The following is a 15,236-nucleotide window of genomic DNA, read 5'->3' on the forward strand; positions in this document are numbered from 1 at the left end:
CAGACGGCGGGAGTGGTGGAGTGTCTGAACGTTCGGCAAATCGCACCTTCGGAAAGCGCGCGCAAAACCATGTTCTGATCCTGGCGAGCGGCGACAAGGTCCGCCATATGACGGTGCGTCCGTGGATGGCCGCCTTTGCCGTTTCGGCAGTGGGCGTCTTCGGTATCGGCTACCTTGCTGCCACCTCCTATCTCGTCCTTCGCGACGATCTGATCGGTGGGACGATCGCCCGTCAGGCGCGCATGCAGCACGAATACGAAGACCGAATCACCGCGCTGCGGGCACAGGTCGATCGCGTTACGAGCCGACAGCTGCTCGATCAGCAAGTCGTCGAAGAAAAGGTCGAGAAGCTGCTTCAGCAGCAGCAGGCGCTTTCGTCTCGCAACGGCAAGCTCGGCGCGCTGATCGAGCGGGCGGAAAATTCCGGCCTGTCGACCGACTTCACCCAGCCGGCACCGGTCGAACCCCTCGCCTACGAAAAACGCGCCGATGTCACCGGTGGTGTGCAGGCAATCGAAAAGCTGATGGGGCTGAGCGGTGGGCAAACGGCAGCACCTGCCCGTGTCGCCGCCCTTGCCTACGCTCGGCCTTCGCCAAGTGAAAGCACCTCCGATCGCGCCGATCGGCTTTTTTCGAAGGTGACGCTCTCGCTGAAGGATGTGGAACGTGACCAGATGCAAAGGCTTGAGCAACTGACCGATGGCGCTGCCAGAACGTCGCAGGCGATCCGCAAGATCGTCGGCCGCACAGGTGTTGCCCTGCCGGAAAATGATGTCGCCGAGCTGGCGCCCTCGGATGAAACCACGGGCTCCACGGACGCCGCGATCGGCGGCCCTTTCGTTGAGCCGGTTAACGACGACGGATTCGGCCAGTCGCTTGCAGCGCTCGATTCGGCCCTTGTCGAGCTTGAACGCACGCGTTCGCAGGTCCGGGAACTGCCCTTCGGCAACCCGTCTCCGGCAAGCGATATCACCAGCGACTTCGGCAACAGGCTTGATCCATTTCTCGGTCGTCTGGCGCTGCACGCAGGTATCGACTTTCGCGCCACGGTTGGCACCCGCATCCGCGCGACAGCCCCGGGCACCGTTACCAATGCCGGCCAGACGGGCGGCTACGGAAACATGGTCGAGATCGATCATGGCAACGGCGTTGCCAGCCGCTATGCCCACCTCTCGACGGTCCTGGTCAAGGTTGGCGACCGGATCAAGGCTGGTGATGTCGTCGCGAAGTCCGGCAACACCGGCCGTTCGACAGGTCCGCACCTGCACTACGAGATCCGGCTGAACGGTCAGGCGGTCGATCCCATGCGGTTTCTCAACGCCGGGACCAAGCTTGCTAGCTACATGAAATGAGCAGGATACCGACGCGTTCTGCGCTCGCCACTTGACAAGAAACACAACAGATTCGTTGCCATCAACCTTTTCCCGCTTCAACGTGCTGGATTTCTTGACTTTCGACCGTATTCGGCTTAAGAGCCCGGCCACGCGGTGGTGTGTTTTCCACCGATCGAGCAGTGTTCTTATCGAACCGGAACGGAAACAGATTTCCCTTTGACCAATTTTGCTGACCTTGGCCTTAGCCAAAAAGTTCTCTCCGCAGTTACCGATGCGGGCTACACAATCCCGACCCCGATCCAGACCGGCGCCATTCCTCCGGCGTTGCAGCGTCGCGACATCCTCGGCATCGCGCAGACGGGAACCGGCAAGACGGCCTCGTTCGTGTTGCCGATGCTGACCCTGCTCGAAAAGGGTCGTGCACGTGCGCGCATGCCGCGCACGCTGATTCTGGAGCCGACACGCGAACTGGCTGCCCAGGTTGCTGAGAACTTCGACAAGTACGGCAAGAACCACAAGCTCAACATCGCGCTTCTGATCGGAGGCGTCTCGTTCGACGAACAGGATCGCAAGCTGGAGCGCGGCGCCGATGTGCTGATCTGCACGCCCGGCCGCCTGCTCGACCATTTCGAGCGCGGCAAGCTCTTGATGAGCGGCGTCGAGATTCTGGTCATCGACGAAGCCGACCGCATGCTCGACATGGGCTTCATCCCGGATATCGAGCGCATCGCCAAGATGATCCCGTTCACGCGCCAGACTCTGTTCTTCTCGGCCACAATGCCGCCGGAGATCCAGAAGCTTGCCGATCGCTTCCTGCAGAACCCGGAGCGCGTCGAAGTTGCCCGTCCGGCATCGACGGCGCAGACGGTTACGCAGCGCTTCGTCGCCACGCACGGGAAGGATTACGAGAAGCGCGCCGTTCTGCGCGATCTGATCCGCGCCCAGGACGACCTGAAGAACGCCATCATCTTCTGCAACCGCAAGAAGGATGTTGCCGACCTCTTCCGTTCGCTCGAGCGTCACGGCTTCTCGGTCGGTGCCCTGCATGGTGACATGGACCAGCGCTCGCGCATGGCCATGCTTGCCGGGTTCAAAGACAACCATATCACGTTGCTCGTTGCCTCCGACGTGGCGGCCCGCGGTCTCGACATCCCTGATGTCAGCCACGTCTTCAATTTCGACGTACCGATCCATGCGGAAGATTATGTCCACCGCATCGGCCGCACCGGTCGTGCCGGTCGCTCCGGGGCGTCCTTTACGCTGGTCACCAAGCGCGACACGAAGTTCTCCGAGGCCATCGAAAAGCTGATCGGCCAGAAGGTCGAATGGTTGAACGGTGACCTGGCGAACCTTCCCGAGCCGATGGAAAGCCACGACACCGGTCGTCGTGACCGCGGTCGCGATGGTCGCAAGGACCGTAAAAAAGATGGGGACCGTGCACCGCGTGGCCGTTCCGATCACAAAACCGATACGGTTCGTGCCGATAGTGAGGCAGAAATTGAAGCAGTCGTCGAAAGGGTGGAAGCGGTGAAACCGGCACGCAACGCAGAGACAAAGCAGAGCAACGGCCACCGCCCGGAACGTCCGGTTCGCGCGGCAAATCCTGCCAACGACGACAATCGTGATCGCCGCAATCGCCACCGTCGTGACCATGACGACGGCCCGACGCCTGTTGGCTTCGGTGACGAAATCCCCGCATTCATGCTGATCGCCGGCAAGGCCTGATCCAGAAATGGGTCGGCCGGGAATCGACTTTCCGGGCTTCGGCTGCGGACTGGCGATCATGCGCGACGGCAAGCTGCTGCTGTGCAAGCGTTTGAAGGCGCCCGAGGCTGGCCACTGGAACATTGTGGGCGGCAAGGTCGATCACATGGAGGGCAGCGAACTTGCCGCGCGCCGTGAAGCGGAAGAGGAAAGCGGCCTGTCGATCCGTTCGACCCGCTTTCTCTGCCTCAGCGAGCAATTGATCGAAGCCGATCGTCAGCACTGGATCTCGATGATCTACGTCACCGACGATTTTGCGGGCGAACCGCAACTGACCGAGCCGGACAAGCTGTCCGACATCGGCTGGTACGATCTCGATGCACTACCCCAACCACTTTCGCGGTTTGCCGCTGACGCCGTCCGTGCCATCAGGGCGCAAACGAAGGCGCTCGCTGACGCTTACTGAGCGAAGCGGCTTCCCGCCAGGAATGCGCAGACAAACAGATAGAGCGTTTCCGTGGTTCTGTCCGAACCGGAAACGAGATCAGTATCTGCCGGCCTATTTCTTGGCCCGCAACGCCGCCTCGTAGGCTAGTCTGACCCATCGCGCCATTTCATCCGGATCGTCGTAGGCCTCTTCCGGGATGCTCCAATAGGGCATCTTCACCGGCTTTCCCTTGCCGTCATAGGCCCATCGCCGGGATCCGGCCTCCTCGAAAGTCGGGCCCGTCCTGTCGTCACCCTTCAGGAGAATTTCTCCATCGACTTCGAGCGCGAAGATGACGCCTTCGAAATAGACGCCCTTGCCGCCGAACATGCGTTTGATGGTCACGGGCCCGAGCGTTTCGAACATTTCCTCGATTGCAGCATTGTCCAAGCGTCTATTCCTCCAAAGTTCCGCCGGCAGCGATGATTTGCTCAGGCGTGTCGAGGTCGAGACGGGCGGCAGCGCCTAACTCGACATCGATGACCGGCAGTCCGCATCTCTCGATGATATGCCGTGCGCCAACGTCGCCAAGCAATTGGCCGACGGCGGAAAATGTCTGGCGCGGCAGGACGACCGGGTTGCCGCGCTGACCTTCAGCCGTCGCGCGGATCACTGCACGCCCCCCTTCAGCATTGAACGCATCGGCGATCCGGCGCAGGTCGCCCGCCGTTATCCCCGGCATGTCTGCCAACATCACCAGCATGCCCCCGGCTGCGTGATCGAGCGCGGCAAGGCCAGCCGTCAGCGACGACGCCATGCCGGACAGGTAATCCGGATTGGAGACGAGGACGACTGGCAGATCGCCGAGCGCGGCCCGGATTTCGGGCTCGCGATGTCCGGTGACGACGATCACTCGGCCGATATCGGCTGCGAGGGCACTGAGGACGGTGCGGCGTATGAGCGGAACGCCATCGAAGGTCGCCAGCAGCTTGTGGCCACCCTCGGGACCCATACGGCTGGCGCGACCTGCCGCCAGCACGACGGTTTCCACCGGCCCCAAAGCCATCGGCGCGACGGGCTCGCGCGGCTGTGGTCGGGTGGGTATCTCCTTCAGCAAGCCACCGACGCCGAGCCCGGTGATGTCATGCGCGCTTGGCCACTCGCCGGCGAGAATGCGATCGAGCACCCAGTCGAAACCGTTCTCGCGCGGGCTGCGGGCGCAGCCTGGCGCTCCGATCACCGGCACCGTTCCGACGCGGCCGAGCACGATGAGATTGCCGGGATCGACCGGCATGCCGACGTGATCGACAATGCCGCCTGCCCTGCGGATTGCGGCAGGAATGACGTCGTGCGAATCGGCAACTGCCGACGCGCCGAAGACGATGAGGAGGTCGTGGTCGGCCTTCAGGTCACTGATGGCCGCAGCTACAGCGTCTTCCGTATGCGCAACGCGCCGCTCCGTCGCCAACGCGCTTGCGGATTGCCGCAGGCGCGCGGCGAGCACCGCATGGGTCTTGTCCATGACCTGGCGTTTCAATGAAGGCAACTCAGTTGCTATCAGTGCGGCATTGCGCGCGGAAAAGGGTTTTACCTCGAAGGCCGTGGCATCTCGAAGCAACATCTCCGCTCGCTCCACGAGCGATCCTGCCACTGCCAGAGGTATGATCTTGATCGTCGCCACCATGTCGCCAGGCTGCACCGGCACATGGTCGGCGAGGCAGGCGAGCGTGATAGCCGGCTCAATGCGGTTCAGCCGGTCGACGGTTTCGCGGGTGGCGACGAACAGCCCGTGTACCTGGGAATAGATATTGACGCGTCCGGTTGCCGCCGAGGAAAACCGCAGATGGTCGGGAGCAATCGCCGCGGCGATCCGCGCCGCCGCTTCATCTTCCAGCAAATCACCCCGATCCGGTTGGGCGACGATAATCTCGTCGATCCCCGCCTGCATCAGCGCGGCAAGATCGGTTGAGGTGAGCACGTGCCCTTTCGGAAAGCGGAGATCGCCGGCTTTGACGGCATGCGCGAGCACGGCGCCTTCAGCCGTGGAAAGCTTGGTGGACCCAAATCTCATCGATGCGCCTCGCTGCCGGACAGGATATCCCGCCGCCTGAGCGCTTCGATGATTTCGGCGAGAATCGCAACCGCGATCTCCGCCGGGCTCGCCGCGCCGATGTCGATCCCGATCGGCGCCTTGATCTGGGCGAGCGCGTCGTCGGAGACCCCGAACCGCCGCAGGCGCTCGACGCGGCTTGCATGCGTCTTTCTGCTGCCAAGAGCGCCGACATAGAAGCAGCCTGCGGCAAGGGCTGCCCGGATCGGTTCGTCATCGATCTTCGGGTCGTGTGTGACGGCGACCACCGCCGTGAACCGATCAAGCGGCCGGGCCTTGAGGACGTCTTCCGGCCACTCCGCTATCAGCTCGACGCCGGAAAAGCGTTCGGCCGTCGCAAACGCGGTTCGCGGGTCGACGATGGTGAGGTCGAAGCCTGCGACAGCCGCCATCCGCGCAAGCGCTTGCGAGATGTGGACGGCGCCGACAACGAGGATGCGCGGCGGCGGCAGGTACACATTGAGGAATAGGGACCGCCCGCCGGCCATGATCATTCCGGGTTTGCCAGACCGAAGTGCCGCCGTCATCGCGTCGATCCATTCGTCCGCACAGCGTTCACCCTCGACGCAGAGCACGCTTCGGTCGGTCTCGAGGTCGGTAAAGACGACGGCGGCTCGCCTGCCCGCGCGCGCTGCATTCAAGGCTTGAAGGGTTGCGAGATCCATGGTTCAGCCGTCAACCCGCTCGACAAGCACACGGATCCGGCCGCCGCAGGAAAGACCGACACGCCATGCGGTCTCGTCGGCTACGCCGAATTCAAGGATCTTTGCCTTGCCGGTCTCCAGAATATCCGCCGCTTCGCTGATCACCGCACCCTCGACGCATCCGCCGGAAACCGAACCTTCGAAATTGCCGGCCCCGTCGATCACCAGATGGCTGCCGACCGGGCGCGGTGCGGACCCCCAGGTTTCGATCACCGTTGCAATTGCCACCTGGCGGCCGTCGCCAACCCAGGCTTCGGCAACCGCGAGTGGATCGAGAGTGTCGACCAATACCTGCATGTCACGTCCTCCCAGCCCGGCCACCCAGCACGGTGCGATGCTCGTCCATGAACCGTCGAGGGTCGGCCTCCCCGGACCTCTGGCCCGACAGCGATTTGACGAGCTCGCCCACGGACTCAAGATTGTGCACGGCTCGGAATTCGTCAACATGCGGCAGCATCGCTTTGACGCCGCGGGCCCGTGCCTCGAAGCCGTCGAATCGCAACAGCGGATTGAGCCAGATCAGTCGGCGACAGGAGCGGTGCAGGCGATCCATCTCCCGCTCCAGATCCAGCGTGTCGTCCCGCTCGAGCCCGTCGGTGATCAAAAGCACGATGGCGCCCTGTCCCAGCACCCGCCGCGACCAGAGTCGGTTGAACTCATGCAGGGTTTCGCCGATGCGCGTGCCACCGGACCAATCCTTGACCGCAGAGATGCATTCGTCGAGCGCGACATCCGGGTCGCGGTTTCGCATCGGCCTCGAAACATTGGTCAGCCGTGTACCGAAGAGGAAGGTGTGAACGCGCTGGCGTTTTTCACTGAGGGCATGGAGGAAATGCAGGAAGATGCGGGTGTATTGGCTCATCGATCCCGAAATGTCGGCAAGCACCACCAGCGGCGGATGAACGAGGCGCCGTTCGCGAAAGCGCGGCAGGATCAGTTCGCCGCCGAAGCGCATGGCGTCGCGCATCGTCGCGCGCGGATCGATGCGGATCTGCCGCGAGGAAGGCTGGTAGCGGCGCGTGCGCACCTGGTCGAGCGGCAACACCAACGACGACAGCGCTCGCCTCGCCTCGGTGATCTCGGCAGCGGTCATCTGGGCGAAGTCCGCCTTGCGGAAAAGCTCCCGGCCCGAAACCGTGTAGCGGGCGTCGATCTCGATCTCGGGTTCCTCGCGCGGCGGCCGGGCATCATCATGACCGGACATCAAGGCATCGCTGACACGCGTCTCGCCCGCTCGTCGCCGCTGCCGCTCGCTGTCGCGTTCCGGTGCGAGCGGAGACATCATCGCGATCATCTTCTCGACAAGGCCACGCGACCGCCAGAACAGCCGAAAAGCCTCGTCGAACACCGGCTGGTCCTCGTGGCGCTTGACGAAAATGCACTGAAGGGCCGCGTAGAATTCGTCGCGGGCGCCGATGCCGATCAGCGTGACCGCGTCGATGGCGTCGGCCACTGCCCCAGGCCCGACCTTCATCCCGGCGCGCCTGAGGGCGCGGGCAAAGTACACGATGTTGTCGGCCAGCTTGCCGTCGCCGGGCGGGATCGGCGGGAGAATGGCACCATCAGGCGGATGTTCTCCCGGCTCCATTGTCAACCTGCCGCCAGCAGTTCGGCCTTGACCTCGGCGAGCAGCTTGCGCCCCTCGGCTCCGTCGATCCTGGCGATGTCGTCCTGGTACTTGAGCAAGGTGCCGAGCGTGCCGGCTATCGTTTCAGGGTCGAGTGCAAGCCGGTCAAGCTCGGTCAGAGCCGTTGCCCAGTCGATCGTCTCGGCGACGCCGGGGTTCTTGAAAAGATCGATCGTGCGGAGCCGCTGCACGTAGGCGATGATTTCGCGCGACAGGGCGGCGTTGCAGCCTGGTACCTTACGACGGATGATTTCGAGTTCCTGTGCTGCCTTGGGATAGTCGACCCAATGATAGAGGCAGCGCCGCTTCAAGGCGTCGTGGATCTCACGCGTGCGATTGGTGGTGATGATGACAACGGGCGGCTCAGTGGCGCGGATTGTGCCGAGTTCCGGAATGGTGACCTGGAAATCCGACAGAACCTCGAGCAGGAAGGCTTCGAAGGCTTCGTCGGTGCGGTCGAGCTCGTCGATCAGAAACACCGGTGCCCGTCCGTTCTCGGCCGAGATTGCCTGAAGGACAGGACGTCGGATGAGGAAACGTTCGGAAAAGATGTCGCTTTCAACCCTGCCCCGGTCGACTTTACCGGCCGCTTCCGACAGGCGGATCTCCAGCATTTGCGCCGGGTAGTTCCACTCGTAGACGGCGGAGGCGACATCGAGCCCTTCGTAACACTGCAGGCGGATCAGGGGTCGATCAAGGGCGCGGGCCAACACCTTGGCAATCTCGGTCTTGCCGACGCCGGCCTCGCCTTCGAGAAAGAGCGGGCGCTTCATCCTGAGCGCCAGAAATAGCACCGTCGCCAATGCCGTGCCGGCGAGATAATCCTGTGCCTCCAGCATCGCCATCGTTTCATCGATGGATTGGGGCAATACGCCTGTCGCCGGTGCCGCCATGCATCCTCCGCCACGGCCAGTTTCAGTCACTAGGAGTCTTGGTCGATATTATATTTTAGATCATGTACTTACAGGACTGTTCTCATGTTTTGATAGAGGAAGTTTTATCCTCTCCTGAAAACCTACAGCGAGTGATATCCGCGGTCCACATAAATGAGTGGCGGACGCGTCGGGCCGAGCGCGACGTCGACAACCTCGCCAAACAGCACGAGATGGGTTGCGATAGTCTTGACCTCGATCAGCCGGCAATCGAACGCGGCCGTCGCATTGACGAGGATCGGCGAACCGGTTGCCAGTTGCGTCCATTGCCCAAGCGCGAAGCGGCGGTCCATATCGAGCTGATCACGGCCGGAAAAGGCATGCGCGAGCGCACGATGCTCGTCGCCGAGCAGGTTCAGCGCAAAGCTGTCGCCTCGCACGAAGATGTCGTTGCGTGGGTTGGCGCCGTTCAGGCAGACGAGAACGGTCGGCGGACTGTCGGAAACCGAGCAGGAAGCCGTGACCGTGACGCCGCGGCGCTCGCCGCCATTGGCGGCGGTGACGAGCTGCACGTGGCCAGCCAGGTGGCTCATCGCGTCGCGATAGCTTATCGGGTCCAGTCTGGTTCTCTCCAACACATCTCTCTCCAGGCGATGTCAGGCACATATAGCCGCTGGAGGAAAATATGAAACCCGCCGGCCGGAGATTCTTGCAGATATGCGACACAGCTATGGCGTGGATCGGATGTCCGTTGTTTCCACTTGCATCTTTTCCTTTGACGCCGGTGGCCACATCCTTAAAACATTCGGCAATTACAGCGCCGCGGGTGACGAAGGTCATGCCGGGGATGCCGTAGCCTTTTTAGACTCGCTGCATAATTTCTTCTTGAAACCATTCCGGGCCCGGAATTATGCAGCAGCGGGGAATTGCATGCGTCGATCGATTGTCTTGAGCCTCATCGTAGCGGGAATGGCGCAAGCCACACCTGCCGCCGCTGCCGGCGTCAAGGTCGCGGTTGTCGCTCCGGTCGAAGGACCGTTCGCCCTGCTCGGCAAACAGATCATCGATGGCGCCTCCTTCCAGGCGGGTGATCGCGGCAGCGAAATCGTCGTCATCCCGGAAACATGTGATGCGGCTGGTGCTGAGGACCTGACGAAGGCTCTTCTGGCGGCAGGCGTCGAAGCGGCCATCGGCTTTCTCTGCACCGAGAGCCTCGAGGCGACACTGCCGGCACTCGCCGAGGCCAACATCCCTGCGATGACCCTGAGTGTGCGCTCCGACATCCTGATGGAGGACGTGCTCAAGAAGAACTGGCCGCTGTTTCGCCTGGCGCCCAGCGGCAAGGCGGAATCGGCAAGCATCGTTGCCGCCATTACCGCGCTTTGGAAGGACAAGCCGATCGCCTTGATCGACGACGGCACCATCCATAGCCGCGAACTGGTTGAGAGCGTTCGCGTAGCGCTTGGTGAAATAGGGCTGACGCCGGTCTTCACGGATGCCTATCGCCCCGCCCAGGAGCAACAGGTCAGCCTCGTCCGCCGCCTCACCAAGAGCGGCGCCACCCATGTCTTCACTGGCGGCGACCGGCAGGATACCGCCGTGATCGCGCGCGATGCGCAGGAGGAAGGCGCAAACCTGACCCTGCTCGGCGGCGATACGTTGAACGCAGCGGACGTCAGCGTGCCGCTCGCCGATGGCGTTCTGGCTCTCACTTTGCCCGATGCGGCACAGTCCGCCGAAGGCAAGCCGGTCGCCGAGGCCATGCGTGCGGCCGGCATTGAGCCCGAAGGTTACGTACTGCCGGCATTCGGCGCCATGTCTGTGCTTGAACAGGCCAAGGATCAGGCTGAGAAGGACGAAAAACCGTTGGTGGAAGCCTTGCTCAAAGGACCTTTCCAGACCGTGCTGGGGCCGATTGCTTTCGATGCCGGACATGAGCGCGCCGACAATCCCTTTCGGTTGATGCAGTGGCAGTCCGGTCGCTTCGTGCCCGTTGCGGACGCTGCCGGAGCGCAATGATGCTGCCGGGCCCGCACAACCTGATCACCGATGTCGCCGGCCTTTCCGTCGGCAACGCCGAAGACCATCGTTTGAAATCCGGCGTCACTGCCATCGTTTGCGATCCGCAGGCAACGGCTGCCGTTCAAGTGCTCGGCGGCGCGCCCGGCACGCGCGAAACGGATTTGCTCGAACCGCACAACACCGTACAGACGGTCGATGCGATCATTCTGTCAGGTGGTTCGGCCTTCGGGCTGGACGCCGCCTCCGGCGCGCAGGCAGCCCTCAGGGAGATGGGGCGGGGATTTGCCGTCGGGCCGCACCGCGTGCCGATCGTACCGTCGGCAATTCTCTTCGACCTGATCAATGGCGGTGAAAAAGATTGGGGCAGGTTTCCGCCCTATCGCGACCTTGGCTATGAGGCCGTGCGCAAGGCCGGCCTGGGCTTTTCGACGGGTTCGGCTGGCGCCGGCACCGGTGCCCTGACCGCGACCTTCAAGGGTGGTCTCGGCTCCGCCTCGATCGTGCTGCCGAACGGGATCACCGTCGGCGCGCTCGTTGCCGTCAACGCACTCGGCTCGGCGACCGTCGGCGGCACCCGGCATTTCTGGGCTGCTCCCTTCGAGAAACTCGAGGAATTCGGCGGGCTCGGTCTGCCCCATCCCCTGCCGGCGGATGCATCCGATATTCGCACGAAACTGCGCCCCAACCTGTCGGCAGCTGCCAACACGACGATCGCGGTCATCGCGACCGACGCTGTTTTGACAAAAGCTGAGGCCAAGCGGCTGGCCATCGCTGCGCATGACGGTTTCTCCCGGGCATTGTGGCCGGCGCACACGCCGCTTGACGGTGACTTGGTCTTCGCGCTCGCGACCGGTGCCAGCGGCAGGACATTAGAGCTCGAGGATTTCATCGACCTCGGCGCTGCTGCGGCGGCGACCATGGCGCGCGCGATCGCCCGCGGTGTTCATGACGCGACACCTGCGGAAAACGATCCGTTGCCGTGCTGGTCTAGCCACCGCTAAAGTGCGATTGCCAGCGCACGTGTTGTTTGCGCGGCTGCGGAGTGCTATTGCGCGGGAAACAGCCGGAGCTTGTCATGACCCATCCCATCCGCATTGCACCGTCGATCCTGGCGGCCGATTTCTCGAAGCTCGGACAGGAAGTCCGCGATGTCGTCGATGCCGGCGCGGACTGGATTCATCTCGATGTCATGGACGGCCACTTCGTGCCCAACATCACCTTTGGGCCCGACGTGATCAAGTCGCTGCGCCGCTACACCGAGGCGACCTTCGATTGCCACCTGATGATCTCGCCTGCTGACGGTTTCCTCGAAGCCTTTGCCAAGGCGGGTTGCGATATCCTGACGGTTCATGCCGAAGCCGGACCGCACCTGCACCGCTCGCTGCAGACCGTTCGCTCGCTCGGCAAGAAGGCGGGCGTCTCGCTCAATCCCGCAACGCCGGAAAGCGCCATCGAATATGTGCTCGACACCGTCGACCTGGTGCTGGTGATGACGGTCAACCCCGGTTTCGGCGGCCAGAAGTTCATCGATGCGACGGCAGAGAAGATCCGCCGGATCAAGGCGATGATCGGCGACCGGCCGATCGAGATCGAAGTCGACGGCGGCATCGCACCGGAAACGGCAGCGATCGCGGCTGGCGCCGGCGCAAACGTGCTCGTCGCCGGTTCTGCGATCTTCAAGGGCGGTTCGGTCGATGCCTATCGCTCGGCCATCCAGGCGATCCGCGCCCCCGCTGAAAAGGCCCGCTGATGATAACGCGCCTAGCGACGTCGGGCCTGCTTCTTGGGGCGGTTGCGCTTGCGGCGTCGCAGGCCTCGGCTGGTGACTACGCAGCCTTCCAGCCAATCGGTTTTTCCTCCGACGGGAATGTCTTTGCGTTCGAGGAATACGGCGTTCAGGACGGTTCGGGTTTTCCCTATTCGACCATCTACGTCATCGATACGCGCAACGACACGTTTCTTCCAGGCGCGCCCGTGCGCGCCGTCGGCCGCGAGGACGGCGCACCCTTGCACCGGACCAGGCACGAGGCCCATCGCCGCGCAGCGCCCCTGATCGATGCCTATCGGCTCGCCGACCAGCCGGGGTTGCTCGTCGCCTACAATCCGATTACCGAGGCCAACGCAACGCCGCTCGCGCTGACATACGACGCCTTTGCAGCTGACGAAGCTTTCCGCGAGACCTATAGCCTTGCACTCGAAGAAAAGAGCTTCGAGCCGGGCGGGTTGTGCAAGGATTTCCTGAAGGAGGTCAAAGGTTTCCGCCTGTCGATGACGATGAAGGCCGGAAAGCCGGCAACCGACGTGCTTCAGGATGACACGCGTGTACCGGAAAGCCGGCGTTGCCCGACGGGTTACCGCATCGGCGGCGCGATGACCCATATGAATGACGACGGCACGCAGACCCATGTCGTGATGGTGCTCGTCAAGTCACTCGGGTTCGAGGGTACGACCGACGGACGATGGATTGCGGTTCCGACACGGATCGTAAAATGAATGAGACGGGCGCCAGGGCCGAGGCAAAATCAGCCTATGCTTCTGCGGCGGCCCTGAAGCGCTCACGGTTCCTGCGGGCGTTGCCGTCGGCGACTGAAGTTGTCGTTGGCACGCCGGCCTGGGGGCTGCTGATGGTCGCGTCTGCCTGGGTTGCGCTCTGGCTGCGCGAGGGCGCCTTGACCTTCCATCTGGCGGAACTCCTGGTGATGTACGGTCTGGGCGGGATGCTTGCCTGGCCGCTTGCCGTTTTTCTGGCGCGTTTCGCAACGCTTGGCCGTCCTGCCGAGACCCGGTTCGCTGCCTATCTGTTGTGTCTGTCGCTCGGCACGATCGCAGTGACGGCGATGCTGTTTGCGCTCGACTATCGCGTCTTTTACGCGCGCTGGCATGCCGATACCGGTACCCGGACCTGGCTCTACCAGTTCGCGTTCACGTCGCTTGTCGCCTTCTACCAGTTTCTGGTGCTCGGCGTTCGGCTCTATCTTCCCGTCGGCGGCGCCGCACTTCTTGCTGTTAGCCTGTGGCTTGCGGGCTCGCAACGGCGTCAACAACGTTGAGCTTGCCGGGCATCTTTGCTAGAGGCACAGCCATCCTCCACTGATGACGAAAGCTGAGAGCCCATGATCCCCCGTTATTCCCGACCGGAAATGGTGGCCATCTGGTCGCCGGAAACCAAGTTCCGCATCTGGTTCGAGATCGAGGCCCATGCCTGCGATGCGCTGGCCGAAATCGGCGTGATCCCGAAAGATGCTGCAAAGACGATCTGGGAAAAGGGCGGCGCCGCCACGTTCGACGTCGATCGCATCGACGAGATCGAAGCCGTCACCAAGCACGACGTGATCGCGTTCCTGACGCATCTGGCAGAGTTCGTCGGTCCGGACAGCCGTTTCATCCACCAGGGCATGACGTCTTCCGACGTGCTCGACACCTGCTTCAACGTCCAGCTCGTGCGCGCGACCGACCTGCTGCTGGCCGATATGGACAAGCTGCTGGAAGCCCTGAAGCGCCGTGCCTTCGAACACAAGGATACGGTCACGATCGGCCGCTCGCACGGCATCCATGCCGAGCCGACGACCTTCGGCGTCAAGCTGGCGCTCGCCTATGCCGAGTTCGATCGCTGCAAGCAGCGCTTGATCGCCGCCCGTGAAGAAATCGCGACCTGCGCCATTTCCGGCGCTGTCGGCACCTTCGCCAATATCGACCCACGCGTCGAGGAACATGTCGCCAAGGCGCTTGGCCTGAAGCCGGAGCCGGTCTCAACCCAGGTCATTCCGCGTGACCGCCATGCGATGTACTTTGCCACCCTCGGCGTCGTCGCCTCGTCGATCGAGCGCCTGGCAACCGAAATCCGCCACCTGCAACGCACCGAAGTCCTGGAAGCGGAAGAGTATTTCTCGCCGGGCCAGAAGGGCTCTTCGGCGATGCCGCACAAGCGCAACCCGGTGCTCACGGAAAACCTGACGGGTCTTGCCCGCATGGTCCGCGCATTCGCCATTCCGGCCATGGAAAACGTGGCCCTCTGGCACGAACGCGATATCTCCCATTCTTCGGTCGAGCGCATGATCGGACCCGATGCGACGGTGACGCTCGACTTCGCGCTGGCTCGCCTGACCAACGTCATCGACAAGCTGCTCGTCTACCCGGACAACATGACGAAGAACATGAACAAGTTCCGCGGTCTCGTTCACTCGCAGCGCGTCCTGCTCGCCCTGACGCAGGCCGGCGTGTCGCGTGAGGATGCCTATCGCCTCGTTCAGCGCAATGCGATGAAGGTCTGGGAACAGGGCAAGGACTTCCTCGAGGAACTGCTTGCCGACGCCGAGGTTCGCGCGGCCCTGTCGGAAGCTGACATCCGTGAAAAGTTCGACCTCGGTTACCACACCAAGCATGTCGACACGATCTTCAGCCGGGTGTTTGGCTGAGACATGCCGCGCAATGCTGCG

General features: G+C 62.9%; 16 protein-coding genes. 9 read left to right on the forward strand and 7 right to left on the reverse strand.

What is annotated here, in order from left to right; translation table 11 throughout:
* Nucleotides 1-20: 20 nt before the first annotated feature.
* The 3 genes from LPJGGPFB_RS11580 to LPJGGPFB_RS11590 all read left to right on the forward strand — a co-directional run bounded on the left by LPJGGPFB_RS11580 (nt 21) and on the right by LPJGGPFB_RS11590 (nt 3,504).
* Nucleotides 21-1,352 carry a peptidoglycan DD-metalloendopeptidase family protein gene (locus LPJGGPFB_RS11580; RefSeq protein WP_173420039.1) on the forward strand — a complete coding sequence of 444 codons (1,332 nt, stop codon included), beginning with the start codon at nt 21-23 and terminating at the stop codon, nt 1,350-1,352.
* Between the two features lie 198 nt (nt 1,353-1,550).
* Nucleotides 1,551-3,059, forward strand: a complete 1,509-nt coding sequence (locus tag LPJGGPFB_RS11585; protein ID WP_173420040.1) for a DEAD/DEAH box helicase — start codon at nt 1,551-1,553, stop codon at nt 3,057-3,059.
* 7 nt (nt 3,060-3,066) lie between these two features.
* A complete protein-coding gene (locus tag LPJGGPFB_RS11590) occupies nt 3,067-3,504 on the forward strand; it encodes an NUDIX hydrolase (protein ID WP_173420041.1) in 438 nt (145 codons plus the stop codon).
* Between the two features lie 93 nt (nt 3,505-3,597).
* On the opposite strand, the gene LPJGGPFB_RS11595 is transcribed toward LPJGGPFB_RS11590, so the two are convergent.
* The 7 genes from LPJGGPFB_RS11595 to LPJGGPFB_RS11625 all read right to left on the reverse strand — a co-directional run bounded on the left by LPJGGPFB_RS11595 (nt 3,598) and on the right by LPJGGPFB_RS11625 (nt 9,371).
* Complete coding sequence (locus tag LPJGGPFB_RS11595) at nt 3,598-3,915, reverse strand: TfoX/Sxy family protein (RefSeq protein WP_173420042.1); 318 nt, start codon at nt 3,913-3,915, stop codon at nt 3,598-3,600.
* Nucleotides 3,916-3,919: 4 nt separating this feature from the next.
* Nucleotides 3,920-5,536: an NTP transferase domain-containing protein gene (locus tag LPJGGPFB_RS11600; protein ID WP_173420043.1), complete on the reverse strand. Its 1,617-nt coding sequence runs from the start codon at nt 5,534-5,536 to the stop codon at nt 3,920-3,922.
* A complete protein-coding gene (locus LPJGGPFB_RS11605; RefSeq protein WP_173420044.1) occupies nt 5,533-6,240 on the reverse strand; it encodes an XdhC family protein in 708 nt (235 codons plus the stop codon). Before LPJGGPFB_RS11605 ends, LPJGGPFB_RS11600 begins: the two co-directional genes overlap by 4 nt.
* 3 nt (nt 6,241-6,243) lie before the next feature.
* Entirely contained in the window at nt 6,244-6,576 is a 333-nt protein-coding gene (locus LPJGGPFB_RS11610; RefSeq protein ID WP_173420045.1) for an XdhC family protein, read from the reverse strand.
* 1 nt (nt 6,577) lies between these two features.
* Entirely contained in the window at nt 6,578-7,867 is a 1,290-nt protein-coding gene (locus LPJGGPFB_RS11615) for a vWA domain-containing protein (RefSeq protein ID WP_173420046.1), read from the reverse strand.
* A 2-nt stretch (nt 7,868-7,869) separates the two neighbouring features.
* Complete coding sequence (locus tag LPJGGPFB_RS11620; RefSeq protein WP_173420047.1) at nt 7,870-8,799, reverse strand: AAA family ATPase; 930 nt, start codon at nt 8,797-8,799, stop codon at nt 7,870-7,872.
* A 122-nt stretch (nt 8,800-8,921) separates the two neighbouring features.
* Nucleotides 8,922-9,371, reverse strand: coding sequence for a flavin reductase family protein (locus LPJGGPFB_RS11625; protein WP_173421020.1), 450 nt, complete (start codon nt 9,369-9,371; stop codon nt 8,922-8,924).
* 337 nt (nt 9,372-9,708) lie between these two features.
* On the opposite strand from LPJGGPFB_RS11625, the gene LPJGGPFB_RS11630 reads away from it, so the two are divergent.
* The 6 genes from LPJGGPFB_RS11630 to purB all read left to right on the forward strand — a co-directional run bounded on the left by LPJGGPFB_RS11630 (nt 9,709) and on the right by purB (nt 15,215).
* A complete protein-coding gene (locus LPJGGPFB_RS11630) occupies nt 9,709-10,797 on the forward strand; it encodes a branched-chain amino acid ABC transporter substrate-binding protein (protein WP_173420048.1) in 1,089 nt (362 codons plus the stop codon).
* On the forward strand, nt 10,794-11,801 hold the full coding sequence (locus tag LPJGGPFB_RS11635; RefSeq protein ID WP_427857933.1) for a P1 family peptidase: 1,008 nt from the start codon (nt 10,794-10,796) through the stop codon (nt 11,799-11,801). Before LPJGGPFB_RS11630 ends, LPJGGPFB_RS11635 begins: the two co-directional genes overlap by 4 nt.
* A 74-nt stretch (nt 11,802-11,875) precedes the next feature.
* Complete coding sequence (gene rpe / locus LPJGGPFB_RS11640) at nt 11,876-12,550, forward strand: ribulose-phosphate 3-epimerase (RefSeq protein ID WP_053247497.1); 675 nt, start codon at nt 11,876-11,878, stop codon at nt 12,548-12,550.
* Nucleotides 12,550-13,293: a DUF2259 domain-containing protein gene (locus LPJGGPFB_RS11645; RefSeq protein ID WP_173420050.1), complete on the forward strand. Its 744-nt coding sequence runs from the start codon at nt 12,550-12,552 to the stop codon at nt 13,291-13,293. The genes rpe and LPJGGPFB_RS11645 overlap by 1 nt, the downstream gene beginning before the upstream one ends.
* Complete coding sequence (locus LPJGGPFB_RS11650; RefSeq protein WP_234902796.1) at nt 13,290-13,850, forward strand: hypothetical protein; 561 nt, start codon at nt 13,290-13,292, stop codon at nt 13,848-13,850. The genes LPJGGPFB_RS11645 and LPJGGPFB_RS11650 overlap by 4 nt, the downstream gene beginning before the upstream one ends.
* A gap of 63 nt (nt 13,851-13,913) precedes the next feature.
* Nucleotides 13,914-15,215 (forward strand): adenylosuccinate lyase, encoded by a 1,302-nt coding sequence (gene purB / locus LPJGGPFB_RS11655; protein ID WP_173420051.1) that lies wholly within the window; start codon nt 13,914-13,916, stop codon nt 15,213-15,215.
* Nucleotides 15,216-15,236 lie beyond the last annotated feature (21 nt).

Origin of the sequence: Ensifer adhaerens, from assembly GCF_013283195.1 — a bacterium.
GTDB lineage: Bacteria > Pseudomonadota > Alphaproteobacteria > Rhizobiales > Rhizobiaceae > Ensifer > Ensifer adhaerens_G.

What these genes read in the sequence shown, in the direction of transcription:
- LPJGGPFB_RS11590 (WP_173420041.1), top strand. Translation starts at nt 3,067, where the DNA reads ATGGGTCGGCCGGGAATCGACTTTCCGGGCTTCGGCTGCGGACTGGCG.
- LPJGGPFB_RS11600 (WP_173420043.1), bottom strand. Translation starts at nt 5,536, where the DNA reads ATGAGATTTGGGTCCACCAAGCTTTCCACGGCTGAAGGCGCCGTGCTC.
- LPJGGPFB_RS11605 (WP_173420044.1), bottom strand. Translation starts at nt 6,240, where the DNA reads ATGGATCTCGCAACCCTTCAAGCCTTGAATGCAGCGCGCGCGGGCAGG.
- LPJGGPFB_RS11610 (WP_173420045.1), bottom strand. Translation starts at nt 6,576, where the DNA reads ATGCAGGTATTGGTCGACACTCTCGATCCACTCGCGGTTGCCGAAGCC.
- LPJGGPFB_RS11615 (WP_173420046.1), bottom strand. Translation starts at nt 7,867, where the DNA reads ATGGAGCCGGGAGAACATCCGCCTGATGGTGCCATTCTCCCGCCGATC.
- LPJGGPFB_RS11620 (WP_173420047.1), bottom strand. Translation starts at nt 8,799, where the DNA reads ATGGCGGCACCGGCGACAGGCGTATTGCCCCAATCCATCGATGAAACG.
- LPJGGPFB_RS11625 (WP_173421020.1), bottom strand. Translation starts at nt 9,371, where the DNA reads ATGAGCCACCTGGCTGGCCACGTGCAGCTCGTCACCGCCGCCAATGGC.
- LPJGGPFB_RS11630 (WP_173420048.1), top strand. Translation starts at nt 9,709, where the DNA reads ATGCGTCGATCGATTGTCTTGAGCCTCATCGTAGCGGGAATGGCGCAA.
- LPJGGPFB_RS11635 (WP_427857933.1), top strand. Translation starts at nt 10,794, where the DNA reads ATGATGCTGCCGGGCCCGCACAACCTGATCACCGATGTCGCCGGCCTT.
- rpe (WP_053247497.1), top strand. Translation starts at nt 11,876, where the DNA reads ATGACCCATCCCATCCGCATTGCACCGTCGATCCTGGCGGCCGATTTC.
- LPJGGPFB_RS11645 (WP_173420050.1), top strand. Translation starts at nt 12,550, where the DNA reads ATGATAACGCGCCTAGCGACGTCGGGCCTGCTTCTTGGGGCGGTTGCG.
- LPJGGPFB_RS11650 (WP_234902796.1), top strand. Translation starts at nt 13,290, where the DNA reads ATGAATGAGACGGGCGCCAGGGCCGAGGCAAAATCAGCCTATGCTTCT.
- purB (WP_173420051.1), top strand. Translation starts at nt 13,914, where the DNA reads ATGATCCCCCGTTATTCCCGACCGGAAATGGTGGCCATCTGGTCGCCG.